The organism is Luteimonas changyuni (genome assembly GCF_039548395.1).
Lineage (GTDB): Bacteria > Pseudomonadota > Gammaproteobacteria > Xanthomonadales > Xanthomonadaceae > Luteimonas.
The window spans coordinates 74992-86345 of the sequence record NZ_JBCLUZ010000006.1; the positions used below are offsets into that span (position 1 = coordinate 74992).

Here is an 11354-nt window from a genome sequence, read left to right on the forward strand (position 1 = left end):
CCGGATCCCCCCTGTTCCGCTCCCGCCGGGCGTCGGCTCCAGACCAGGCGCACTGCGCCGCCCGGAGCCCGGGCAAAAAAACGGGGCCGAACGTCCCCCGACGTTCGGCCCCTTCGCTTCCCCTGGATGCGCTTGGCCAGCCCTGTTCCAATCTCCGGCCACGCCCCCCTAGGCGATTGCCATCCCGGGTGCGCCTGTAACGGACGCAGGTTGCGTGCCAACTTTCCCGGCGGTCGACGCACGCCCGCCCCCAAGCGCGATAATGCGATATGCATCACAACTTCCACTGCCACGACATCATCGTGATCGGCGGCGGCCACGCCGGCACCGAGGCCGCGCTTGCCGCCGCGCGCGCCGGGGCGCGCACGCTGCTGCTGACCCATAACATCGAGACCATCGGTGCGATGAGCTGCAATCCGGCCATCGGCGGCATCGGCAAGGGCCATCTGGTGCGCGAGATCGACGCCCTGGGCGGCGTCATGGCGCGCGCCGCCGATGCCGCGGGCATCCAGTGGCGGCGACTCAATGCGTCCAAGGGGCCGGCGGTGCGCGCCACGCGCTGCCAGGCCGACCGCGCGCTGTACCGGGCCTTCATCCGCAGTGCGGTGGAAGCGCAGCCGGGCCTCACCGTGTTCCAGGCGGCGGTCGACGACCTGCTGATCGAAGCGGGCGTCGTGCGCGGTGCGGTTACCAACACCGGCCTGCGCTTCCAGGCGCAGGCGGTGGTGCTGACCGCCGGCACCTTCCTCGCCGGCCGGATCCACGTCGGCGAGGCGCAGCACGCCGGCGGGCGCATGGGTGATCCGCCCTCGGTGCGCCTGGCCGAACGCCTGCGCGAAGGCCCCTTCGTGGTCGACCGTCTGAAGACCGGCACGCCGCCGCGCGTCGACGGCCGCAGCCTCGACTACTCGCTGATGGTCGAGCAGCCCGGTGACGACCCGCGTCCGGTGTTCTCGTTCATGGGCAGCCGCGACGACCATCCGCGCCAGGTGTCGTGCTGGATCACCCAGACCACCGCGCGCACGCACGACATCATCCGCGGCGCCCTGCACCGCTCGCCGCTGTACTCGGGGCAGATCGAGGGCACCGGGCCGCGCTATTGCCCGTCGATCGAGGACAAGGTGGTGCGCTTCGCCGAAAAGGACAGCCATCAGGTCTTCGTCGAGCCCGAGGGCCTGGGCGTGGCTGAGATCTACCCCAACGGCATCTCCACCTCGCTGCCCTTCGACGTGCAGCTGGAACTGGTGCGCTCGGTGCAGGGCTTCGAGCGCGCGCACATCACCCGGCCGGGCTATGCCATCGAATACGACTTCTTCGATCCGCGCGGCCTGAAGGCCACGCTGGAAACCAAGGCCGTGGCCGGGCTGTACTTCGCCGGCCAGGTCAACGGCACCACCGGCTACGAAGAGGCCGCGGCCCAGGGGCTGCTGGCCGGCGCCAACGCCGCGCGCGCGGTGCAGGGGCGCGAGGGCTTCGCGCCGCGCCGCGACCAGGCCTACATCGGCGTGCTGGTCGATGACCTCGTCACCCACGGCACCGTCGAGCCCTACCGCATGTTCACCTCGCGCGCCGAGTACCGCCTGCAGCTGCGCGAGGACAACGCCGACCTGCGGCTGACGCCGGTGGGCCGCGAGCTGGGCCTGGTCGATGACGCGCGCTGGGATGCGTTCGCGCGCAAGCGCGACGCGGTGGCCGCGGAGACGCAGCGCCTGGGCGCGCTGTGGGCCTCGCCGAACAACGCCGTCGGGCGCGACGCGTCCGCGGTGCTGGGCATCGACATCAGCCGCGAGTGCAGCGGCCTGGACCTGCTGCGCCGGCCGGAGCTTGGCTACGCGAAGCTGGTCGCGGTGCCCGCGTTCGGTCCCGCGGTGGATGATCCCGCGGTCGCCGAGCAGGTCGAGATCGAGACCAGGTACTCCGGCTACCTGGAACGCCAGCGCGAAGAGATCGCGCGCCAGCGCCGCAGCGAGGACGCGGTGATCAGCGAAGGCTTCGACTACGCCGTCGTGCGCGGGCTGTCGGCGGAGCTGCGGCAAAAGCTCGAGCAGGTGCGGCCGCAGACCATCGGCCAGGCGCAGCGCATCCCGGGCATGACGCCTGCGGCGATCTCGCTGCTGCTGGTGCACCTGGAGCGCGCCCGGCGCATGCACGCGCTCGAGGCTGTCGGCAGGCAGCACGCATGAAAAACGGGGCGGGAGATCGGCTCCCGCCCCGCCCGTTCCTCCCTGCAGATCTCAGTACACGTCTTTCATCGTGTTGTAGACGTTGAACTTTCCGGTCGGCGTGACCAGGCGCGGATCGTCGAGCACCGCCTTCAGCTTGCGGGTCTTGTCGTCCACCACCACGATCGCCGAGCGCTGGTCCTTGCCGTTCCACACCGAGAACCAGACTTCGTCGCCGGCCTTGTTGTATTCGGGCTGCACCACGCGCTTGGGGCCTTCGCCGAGGTTCGCCCATTCGGCGATCGGCAGCACTTCGTAGCCCTTGCCGAGGTTGTTGATGTCGAACACGGCGATCGACTGGCTGGCCTCCGCGATGGGATTGAGGGTGGTATCGACCCACAGGTTGGTCGATGCAGGATGCGTCTTGACGAACAGCGAGCCGCCGCCCTGGCCCTTGAGCACAGCGACCGCCTTCCACGCGTATTGGGGATGGTTGACGGGGTCGGTGGCGATCAGGGTGATGTTCTCGTTGCCCAGCGCCGAGGTCGCCCACACCGGCCCGTAGGTGGGATGCACGAAGTTCGCGCCGCGGCCCGGGTGCGGGATCTTGTCGACGTCGATCAGCGCGGTCATCTTCTGCTCCTTCGAGTCGACCACTGCGATCTTGTCGCTGTTGTTGGCCGCGGTCAGGAAGTAGCGCTTGGTCGAGTCCCAGCCGCCGTCATGCAGGAAGGGTGCGGCGTCGAGCGTCGTGGTCTTGAGCGCTTCAAGGTCGGAGTAGTCGACCAGCAGGATGCGGCCGGTCTCCTTGACGTTGATGATGAATTCCGGGTGCTCATGGCTGGCGACGATCGCGGCCACGCGCGGCTCCGGGTGGTACTCCTGCGTGTCGACCGTCATGCCGCGGGTCGAGACGATCTTCTTCGGCTCCAGCGTCGGGCCGTCCATCACCACGTACTGCGGCGGCCAGTAGGCGCCGGCGACGGCGAGCTTGTCCTCGTAGCCCTTGAACTTGGAGGTCTCGACCGAGCGCGCCTCGAGGCCGATCTTGATCTCGGCCACGCGGTCGGGAACCTTCATCCACAGGTCGATCAGGTCGATCTTGCCGTCGCGGCCGATGGTGTAGATGTAGCGGCCCGAGTGCGAGGCGCGCGAGATGTGCACCGCATAGCCGGTGGTGATGATGTTGATGATCTGCTTGCTGTCGCCGTCGATCAGGGCGATCTCGCCGGCGTCGCGCAGGGTGACCGAGAAGACGTTCTCCAGGTCCCAGTTGTTCATCTGCCTGGTCGGGCGCTTGTCCTCGGGGATCAGCACCTTCCAGCTGGCGAGCATTTCCGGCATGCCCCATTCCGGCGGATTCGGCGGCGTGTGCTGCAGGAAGCGGGCCATCAGGTCGACCTGGTCCGCGGTCAGCTCGCCGCCGGTGCCGAAGTTGGGCATGCCGCCGGGCGAGCCGAAGTTGATCAGCGCCTTCAGGTATTCGGTGCCGCGTGGCTGGGTCACGTCGGGGGTGAGCGGTTTGCCGGTGGCGCCCTTGCGCAGCACGCCGTGGCAGCCGGCGCAGCGCTGGAAGAAGATCTCGCTCGCCGCGGTGAACTCGGCCTCGCTCATGGCCGGCGCGCCCGGCGTGCGGATCTGGGTGACGTCGCTGCCGCTGACGGTCGATGGCGCACCCTCGTAGGCCGCCTGCGCCTGGCTGGTACCCGGATGCACTTCGCCCTGCGCGGGGTCGGTGCTCACCGCCAGCGCCGCGCGCTGCGCCTTGACCTCGGCCTCGGTGATGCTGCCGCCCGGGTTGTCCCAGCTGTTGAGGACATGGGTGGTGATGGCTGCGATATCGGCGTCGCTGATGTGGCTCTGCGCCGGCATCAGGCTGTTGTAGGTGACGCCGTTGACGACGATCTCGCCTTCAAGTCCGGCCAGGACCGTGGACGCGACCTGGGCCGGTGACTTGCCCCGGAGCCAGTCGGAGCCGGCAAGCGGGGGGAACGCGCCGGCCAGGCCCTTGCCGTCGGGTTGGTGGCAGGCGGCGCAGTTCTGCAGATAGGCCTGTCCTCCGTCCACTACCGCGTCGCCGGGTGCGGCGTCGGCGCCCTGGCCCACGGCCAGGTAGGTGCCGCCTGCAAGCAGGAGCGGAATGGCGAGGGCGATCGTCGAACGTTTCATCAGCGTGCTCCTGGCGGACAGCGGGTGCGATCAGTGGACGTTCCAACCTGGACCGTGCCTGTTGCCGCGAGCGGCGTAATTGATCTGGATCAATTCACACATGCCCGTCTTGACGCAGGTCATGCGGAGGCCGTCCTGTCGCCGCGACAATGCGGCGCATTCGCATCCACGCCTTTCCGGAGCCGATTCGTGGCCAAGCCCGTGCCCCTGCTTGCGCTGACCTCCCTGCTGCTGGCATCCGCCGCAGCCGCGGCCGCCGGAGATCCCACATCCGGCGACTCGCCAGGCGACGGCGAGCGCGTCACCACCCTGGACACCATGGTTGTGGTCTCCAGTCGCGTGGCCGAACCGATCAGCCAGGTGGTCTCGAGCGTGGCCGCGGTGGAGCGCGAAGACCTCGACCGGCGCCTGGTGCGCGATCCCGAAAGCCTGGTGCGCTACGTGCCCGGCGTGGAGGTGGTGTCGGAGGGCAACCGCTTCGGCACCCGCGGCTTCTCGATCCGCGGCCTGGACGGCAACCGGGTGCGGATCGTGGTTGACGGTATCCCCCTGGCCGACGACTACAGCATCGGCCAGTTCGCCTCGGCCGGCCGCGACCTGGTCGACATGGAGGCGGTGGAGCGGGTGGAAGTGCAGCGCGGCCCGGCGTCCACGCTGTATGGAAGCGACGCGCTGGCCGGCGTGGTCGCCTTCCGCACGCTCGATCCCGATGCGCTGCTGCAGCGCGCCGATGGCGACCGGCACCTTGGCGTTCGCATCGGCCATGACAGCGTCGACGACAGTCGCCTGCTGTCCGCCAGCTGGGCCGGCGGCCGCGCCGACGGCTGGCAGGCGATGGCGATCGCGGCGCAACGCCGCGGGCATCAGGCCGGCAACCGCGCCTGGCGCGCGGAGGATGATCCCAATCCGCTCGACTTCGTTCGCGAAAGCGTGCTCGCCAAGCTGGTGCGCGACGCGGGCGCGGCGGGTCGCCATGTCGTCACCCTGGACGGGACCCGCGAGTCGCGCCAGACCTCGGTCAATTCGCTGCGCTTCGGCAGCGGCCGCTACGCCACCACCTACCGGCTCGACGCCGACGACCGCCAGCAGCGCCTGCGCGCGAGCATCGCCAGCGAATGGCAGCCCGGCTGGCGCTGGCTGCAGTCGCTGCAGGCGCAGCTCTACCACCAGGACACCGAAGTCCGGCAGGACAGCGACCAGTACCGGCTGCCGGATGCCGCCACGCCCTTCGAATCCCGGCGCTGGCGCCGTTTCAACTACGAAAGCAATGCCCTGGGCCTTGGCCTGCTTGGCCAGTCGCGGCACGCCGGCCGCTTCGGCAGCCATTGGCAGGTCTTCGGCATCGACGTCGCGCGCCAGGACTACCGCGGCCTGCGCGACGGCGTCGAGACCAACCTGGCCACCGGCGCGACCAGCAGCGTGATCCTTGGCGAGCCGCTGCCGGTGCGCGACTTCCCCGACTCGCGCAATACCAGCCTGGCCCTGTTCTGGCAGGACGAGATCTCCTTCGGCGAACGATTCGCGGTGATCCCGGGGCTGCGCGCGGAGTGGAACCGCCTGCGCGCGCATCCGGATGCGATCTACCTGGAGGACTTCCCGGACAGCATCCCGGTCGACGTCGACACCGACCAGGTGACGCCGCGGCTGGCCCTGCGCTGGAGCCTGGACGGTGGCCACAGCCTGTTCGCGCAGTACGCCCGCGGCTTCCGCGCGCCGCCCTTCGGCGACGTCAACATCGGCCTGCTGCTGCCGGTGTTCAACTACGAGGTGCGCGCCAATCCGGACCTGCGCCCGGAACGCAGCGAGGGCCTGGAGCTTGGCTGGCGCTTCGTGGGCGAAGCCGCGCGCGCGAGCCTGTCGGTGTACGAGAACCGCTACCGCGACCTGATCGACTCGCGCGCCAACCTCGGGATCGACCCGGTCACGCGCGCGCTGGTGTTCCAGTCGGTCAACCGCGACCGCGCGCGCATCCGCGGCATCGAGGGCGACCTGCTGTGGAACCTGCCGTGGACCGATCAGGCGCTGCCCGGCGGCTGGCAGCTGCGCGGCGCGATGGCATGGTCGCGGGGCGACGACACCCGTCGCGATGTTCCGCTCAACAGCATCGACCCGCCGCGCGCCACGCTCGGCCTGCGCTACGAGGCATCGGGTGGGCAATGGGGCGTCGAGGGCGCGATGGTGGCCGTGCGTGGCCAGGGCCGCGTCGACCACGGCGCCGGCGAACTGTTCGAGCCGCCGGGCTACGCGCGCTTCGACCTCTACGCGTGGATGGAGCCACGGCCCGGCATCCGCATCAACGCCGGCCTGCTCAACCTGGGCGACCGCCGCTACTGGAACTGGAGCGGCGTGCGCGGCCTGGCGGCCGACGAGGACAACATCGGCTTCCACACGCGGCCGGGACGCAGCGCCGCGGTGAACATTTCGCTGGACTGGTGAACACGATGGATGCAGGAGTCGGCGAGGTTGTTTCGTTCTGGGCGCGCGTCGTCGCCGAGGGCCTGTGGATGGCCAGGGATCCCGGCTTCGACCGCGACTTCCGCGAACGCTTCCTCGACCTGCACATGGAGGCGGCCGCGCGCCGCTGCGACCACTGGATCGACACCGCGGACGGCGCGCTGGCGCTGATGGTCCTGCTTGACCAGTTCCCGCGCAACGCCTTCCGCGGCACCGCGCACATGTATGCCACCGATGGACTGGCGCGCTTGCATGCGCGCGAAGCGGTGCGTCGCGGCCATATGGAGGGCGTGGAGCCTGCGTATCGCGTGTTCTTCGTGTTTCCGTCCACCCATTCCGAGGACGCCGCCGACCAGGCGTACTCGTTGGAGCTGGCTGCGCGCATCGGGCCGCGGCAGGTGGAGCGGATGCGGGGACACCACGACATCGTCCAGCGCTTCGGACGCTTCCCGCACCGCAACCGGGTCCTGGGCCGCGAGGATACCGCTGCGGAAGCCGCGTTCATCGCCGACGGCGGGTTTGCCGGCTGAGTCCGCCGGCGCCCGGTTGTTGCGGAACGCCGGCGCTGCGACGGCAAGCGGCGGCGAGCGCACGTCCAGTCAGCGCGCGTATCCGGTCCCAGGCTCGTGCACGCGGCATCCCGTCGGGCGTCTCCAGCGCAGACAATTCGTCGCGCTTCTTCGGCCCAATGGGTGCAATCGGGTGCCCGATCGGCGGCCCTCGCCGGATCAACGCATCGCGAACAGCTCCTGGTGGAACTGCTTCTCCACCGGGAACCCGTGCGCGGCCAGGTCGCGCTTGAGCGCCTCGCCAAACCCGGCGGGTCCGCAGAACCAGATGCCCGCGTCGCGCCAGTCGGGCACGGTGGCCCGCAGCCGTTCGCCGGTCAGCAGGCCATCGCGTGCGTCCACCAGGATGTGCAGTCGCACCCCGGCCTGGCGGGCGTCGGCGTTCAGTCGCTCGAACACTTCCTGGTCGGAGTCGGTGGTCGTGTGGAAGAGGTCGATCTGCCGGTCGGCCGGCGCGCCGTGCCCGCTCTGTTCGCGCGCCAGGTGCTTCATGCGGGCGACGAACGGCGTGACCCCGACGCCGCCGCCGATCCAGATCTGGCGCGCCGGTCCGTTGTCGAAGGTGAAGCAGCCATACGGCCCTTCGACCTTCACCGCCTGCCCGATGCCGAGCCGGTCGCGGAGGCCACGGGTGTGGTCGCCCAGCTCGCGGATGCCGAAGGAGATGACCGGCCGGGCCGGGTTCCAGCTGGACGTGATCGTGTAGGGATGCGCGCCCTCCGAGGCGTCCACGGTCACGAAGGCGTACTGCCCCGGCTTGTGGCCGGGCCAGTCGCGCACCCGGACCTCGACTTCAAGCGAGTGCACGTCGTCGAACCAGTGCATGGCGTCGACCTGTCCCGGCACTTTCCTGCGGGCGCCGACGCGCCGCGCCAGCACCACCAGCGCGGCCCAGGTGCCAGCGGCGAGCAGCGCCGCGACCAGCCAGCCCACCGGCGACAGCCAGTAACCCGACCGCATCAGCACGACGGTATGGAAGGCCAGCAGCAGCCAGGTGATGGCCAGCAGGCGGTGCGTCTTGTGGAACAGGCGATACGGGAAGCGCTGGATCAGCGCCAGCGCAATCAGCACCACGACGGCGTAGAAGGTCCATTCGCCAATGCTTTCTGCAAGCCCTCGCTGGTCCGACAGCCAGGCTGCGACCGGGCCGCCGGGCACGGCCCGCGGCCCGCGCGCCGGCCGCGTAAGCCAGCCCCAGCCCACCGCCCACTTCGGCCCGGTCGCCCACAGCCAGTGGAGGATGCCGGCCACCAGCGCGGCGATGCCCAGCCACTTGTGCAGGCGGTACATCTTGTCGAGACCGCCCAGCCAGGCCTGCGGCCACAGCGGACGCAGCGCCAGCACCATGCACAGGCCCATGCAGCCGATCGCGACCACGCCGGTCAGCTGCACCATCGCGCCGCGCAGCGCGAAGAAGCCGCCGGGTCGGAAGACCGTGGGCTCGGCCGCGAGCCAGGCGACCACCAGCACAACAAGCGTTCCCCACAGCGCGCGTCTCAGGTTGCGCATGTCTTGCTCCGGCGACGGTTCATGCCGCACTCCGCTCAGAATTTCCAGGTCGCGCGCACATACAGGTCGTCATCGCGACGCGGGCGGACGGCGCTCGCGGGCAGGTCGAGTTCCTCGCGTCGGCGGATGCGCGCGTCGAGCTGCCAGGCCTTGCTCGCCTGCCACACCCAGCGCGCTTCCAGCAGTTCGTCGTTGGGCCGGAAGTCGCTCGACAGCAGCCAGCCGTCGGCGACGCGGCCGTAGACGATGCCGACGTCATGGTCGGGCAGCACGTCCATGAGGCTGAAGGAGGCCTGCCAGGACAGCGCGTCGGCGTCGCCGGTGCCGGTGTTCATCGCCTGCCTGCGCGGGGTGTCGGCCGCCCAGCCGATCTCGCCGCCGAGGCGGAACTTCGTGCCGCCCTCGCCCAGCGGCCACTCGGCGGCGGCCTTGGCGGTCACCGCCAGGTAGTCCTCGAGCGCCGGATCGGCGAGGCCGTTCGTGCGCAGCGCCGAGGGCAGCCAGGTCATGGTGACCATGCGCTGCACCACGGGGCCGATGGCGGTTTTCGATTCCGCCGCCACGAACAGGCCGGCGCGCGAACCGCTGTCGGCGAAGTCCAGCGGTCGCCGCAGCGTGCCGGTGGGCCCGCGGTGGTCGTTGTGGCGCGCGATCACGTGCGTGGTCCAGTCGCTGCCGCGCCACTGCCACCAGACGCCGTCGGTCCAGGTGATGTCGAAGTTGGTGCTGTCGTTCTGGTCCAGCGACTTCTTCATGATGTCGTCGATGCCGAAAGCGGCCTGGAAGCGGCCCACGCGCAGGCTCCAGGGCGAATCCGCAGCCCGGTATTCGAGGTAGGCCTCGTCGATGGTCGCCTGGCCGTCCTCGAGACCCGAAGGCCCCGGGGCGTAGGTGCGCATCCAGAACTCCTCGTCGTCCTGTTCGCTGTCCAGGCGCGCGGCCACGCGGCCGCTGGCGTGCCAGCCGTTGCCGAGTTCGCCTCTCACGCGGAAGCGCGCTCGGGCGCGCACGCTGTCGGCGTCGGTGGTGGCGCCGCTGCGGGCGCGGGTTTCGGAGGCGACGTAGCCGAAGCGGACGTCGCCGCTGGTCTTCCAGGTGTCGGCGGCGTGGGCGCTGCCCGCCACCAGCGCCAGCGCGGCGATGGCGGCGAGGGACAGGCGGGGCGCGGAAACGCGCGACAGGGCGGGTGGCCCCTGGCGGATACGCATGATGGTCTCCGGGAGTGGATGCCCGGACCGGTCGCGAGCACCGGCCTCCGGCGCGTGCAAGGACTATGCGCCGGACGCCGGTGCCGGTCCTTGACCCGCATCAAGCGTGCGCTGTTGCCGGCTCTGCTTCGCGATGTGATCCGGACAGCCCCCGTCGGGCTATCCGTCCGGCTGTGCGGCCCTGCTCCCGGCCGCCACGCCGAAGCGCTTCTGCAGTGCGCTCGCCAGGCTTGCGCGCGTGAGCTCACCCATGTGGGTGTCGAGCAGGCGGCCGTCGGCGTTGAAGAACAGGGTCGTCGGCAGGCCGCGGGTGTTGGTCTCCAGCATCCCCTTCGAATGCGGATCAAGCAGCAGGTGCTCGAACTCGAGGCCGGCGGCGTCCAGGTAATCGCGGACCGTGCCGCGGTCCTCGCCCTGGTTCACGAGCACGAAGGCGACGCCCGGGTAGCGCGCCTGCGCATCCTGCAGCACCGGCATCTCGCGGCGGCAGGGTGGGCACCAGGTCGCCCACAGGTTGAGCACCATGGGGCGTCCGGACAGCGCGGCGAGCGTGGTCGGCTCGCCGTCCAGCGTCGTCAGCGCGAACGCGGGCAGCGGCGGCGCCGAGCGCTGCATCATCACCAGCAGTCCGCCGAAGGCGACCCAGGCCAGCATGCCGGCGGCGATGCCGGCCAGCAGCGGCGTACGCAGCGGCATGCGCCTGCGCGTGGACCACCCCGCGAAGGCCAGCGCCGCCGCCAGCCCGGCCCACCACAGGAAGCCGCCGTCGCCGATGGCGATGATCGACCTCGGCGCGGCCATGTACTCGGGCCACCACAGCAGCACGTAGCCCAGGCGTGCGGCCAGCAGGCCGATGAGCACTGCGTCGACGAACAGCGCTGCCGCAATCCGCTGCGGGCGGGCGTCTGGTGCGGCGGGTGGGCCCGCGGGCGCCGACGCGGCCGCGTGCTGAACGTCCGCCGGATCCGGCGCCTCCGGCAGCCGCCGCGCCCAGGCGCGCACGACCAGCCAGCCGGACAGGGTGGCCAGCGCGGCGATGACGGCGTGGATCGGGAACGGACCCAGGCCCGTCAAGGACAGGACTTCGGGTGGCGCTCGAGCCACTTCGCCAGCTGCTCGCGGTAGTACTGCAGCTCTTCGGCGTAGGAATCGTTGACGCAGGGATCGCAGCCGCTGTCGCAGCAGTCGCTGGGCAGGGGCGCTTCCGGAGGCGTCGGGCGCGGATCGTTGTCGACGGTGTGCAGGATCTGGCTCATTACGCACCATTGTCCCATCCACGCCGC

The 11354-nt window shown here is 70.5% G+C and carries 8 protein-coding genes; 3 read left to right on the top strand and 5 right to left on the bottom strand.

Annotation, left to right across the window (positions count from 1 at the left end):
* Positions 1–269: 269 nt before the first annotated feature.
* Entirely contained in the window at positions 270–2183 is a 1914-nt protein-coding gene (gene mnmG, locus WCD84_RS04365) for a tRNA uridine-5-carboxymethylaminomethyl(34) synthesis enzyme MnmG (RefSeq protein ID WP_343280552.1), read from the top strand.
* Positions 2184–2234: 51 nt separating this feature from the next.
* Here mnmG and WCD84_RS04370 read toward each other — a convergent pair whose 3' ends face one another.
* Positions 2235–4331: a cytochrome D1 domain-containing protein gene (locus WCD84_RS04370; protein WP_343278735.1), complete on the bottom strand. Its 2097-nt coding sequence runs from the start codon at positions 4329–4331 to the stop codon at positions 2235–2237.
* A gap of 189 nt (positions 4332–4520) precedes the next feature.
* On the opposite strand from WCD84_RS04370, the gene WCD84_RS04375 reads away from it, so the two are divergent.
* On the top strand, positions 4521–6767 hold the full coding sequence (locus tag WCD84_RS04375) for a TonB-dependent hemoglobin/transferrin/lactoferrin family receptor (protein WP_343278736.1): 2247 nt from the start codon (positions 4521–4523) through the stop codon (positions 6765–6767).
* Between the two features lie 5 nt (positions 6768–6772).
* The gene (locus WCD84_RS04380; RefSeq protein ID WP_343278737.1) at positions 6773–7315 is read left to right on the top strand and encodes a DUF924 family protein; all 543 of its coding nucleotides are present in this window, start codon (positions 6773–6775) and stop codon (positions 7313–7315) included.
* 198 nt (positions 7316–7513) lie between these two features.
* Here the strand turns inward: WCD84_RS04380 and WCD84_RS04385 are convergent, their stop codons facing one another.
* The 4 genes from WCD84_RS04385 to WCD84_RS04400 form a co-directional block, all read right to left on the bottom strand.
* On the bottom strand, positions 7514–8863 hold the full coding sequence (locus WCD84_RS04385) for a ferredoxin reductase family protein (protein ID WP_343276331.1): 1350 nt from the start codon (positions 8861–8863) through the stop codon (positions 7514–7516).
* 35 nt (positions 8864–8898) lie between these two features.
* Positions 8899–10071: a porin gene (locus WCD84_RS04390; protein WP_343280553.1), complete on the bottom strand. Its 1173-nt coding sequence runs from the start codon at positions 10069–10071 to the stop codon at positions 8899–8901.
* Between the two features lie 159 nt (positions 10072–10230).
* Positions 10231–11145, bottom strand: a complete 915-nt coding sequence (locus WCD84_RS04395; protein WP_343278739.1) for a TlpA disulfide reductase family protein — start codon at positions 11143–11145, stop codon at positions 10231–10233.
* Positions 11142–11327: an oxidoreductase-like domain-containing protein gene (locus tag WCD84_RS04400; protein ID WP_343276334.1), complete on the bottom strand. Its 186-nt coding sequence runs from the start codon at positions 11325–11327 to the stop codon at positions 11142–11144. The genes WCD84_RS04395 and WCD84_RS04400 overlap by 4 nt, the downstream gene beginning before the upstream one ends.
* Between the last annotated feature and the right edge of the window lie 27 nt (positions 11328–11354).